This window comes from Halomonas sp. OfavH-34-E (assembly GCF_024124525.1).
Taxonomy (GTDB): Bacteria; Pseudomonadota; Gammaproteobacteria; order Pseudomonadales; family Halomonadaceae; genus Halomonas; species Halomonas litopenaei.
In genome coordinates this window covers 1-1,081 of the sequence record NZ_JAMXRY010000127.1, presented here as the reverse complement: position 1 = coordinate 1,081, position 1,081 = coordinate 1, and the positions used below count along the sequence as shown (strand labels likewise).

1 protein-coding gene is annotated in these 1,081 nt (G+C 71.0%); it reads right to left on the bottom strand.

Translation table 11 applies throughout. The features are described 5' to 3' along the window. Positions 1–1,081: exodeoxyribonuclease V subunit alpha (gene recD, locus NH448_RS23475; protein ID WP_253029606.1), on the bottom strand; the 1,081-nt coding region annotated here is incomplete at both ends.

The window sequence follows — 1,081 nt, the reverse complement described above, 5'->3', positions numbered from 1 at the left end:
TGTCGCCGGCGTTGATGGCGCGGGCGAGCTGGCCGATACCGCTGGCGTCATCGAAGCGAAAGGAGTGGCGCAGCATGGCGACGGACTGATCCAGCGCCCGGCCGTCGCCGTCGTGCAGGGCCTCGGGCAACGAAAGGCCGGTAGCCGCTTCGAGCCAGTCGCTGACATCGTTGCGGTAGTGGCCCTGTTCGGCCCGAGCGCACAGGTTGCCGAGGACCGCGCCGGCCTCCACCGAGGCGAGCTGGTCCTTGTCGCCGAGCAGCACCAGGCGTGCATGGGGCGGCAGGGCGTCGAGCAGTGCCGCCATCATGTCGATGTCGACCATCGACGCCTCGTCCACCGCCACCATGTCCAGTGGCAGGGGATTGAGGCGATGATGATGGAAGTGACGGGTATCGGGCCGGGCGCCGAGCAGCCGGTGCAGGGTCGAGACCTCGTGGGGAATCGAGGCGCGTACCTGGGCGGCGTCCGGCAGCGGCAGTTCGTCGAGGGCGGCGATCTGGTCGCGAATGGATTCGCTGAGTCGCGCCGCCGCCTTGCCGGTGGGGGCGGCCAGGCGCATCGCCAGGGGGGCGCCCCGCTCAGCGATGGCCTGGGTCTGCAACAGCGCCAGCAGGCGGATGACGGTGGTGGTCTTGCCGGTGCCTGGGCCGCCGGTGATCACCGCGAAGGGCGCGCGTGCGCCCAGCGCACAGGCGAGCTTCTGGGAGGCGGCCTGGTCGGCACGCGGATCGGACGGGGGAAACAGCGTATCCAGCACCGGACGCAGGCGGGCGGCGTCACCGTCGGCGGTCGGATGATCCTCGGTTGGAGCGTCCTCGGTTGGATGATCCTTGGTTGGAGTGCCGGGCGTCGACAGCCGCGCGGCAATGGCGCTGGCGACCCGCTGTTCGTTGCGCCAGTAGCGGCGTAGATAGAGGCGCTCTGCCTCCAATACCAGGGGACTGGCGCCTGGGCCTTGCGCCACCGCCGACCAGCGCTGAAGCCGGTTTACCCAGTCGTCGCCGAGACGGCCGAGCAGCGCCTCCGGCGGGGGCGGGGCGGCGTCGTCACGTGCCACGTCGCGAGCGACGGCGATCAG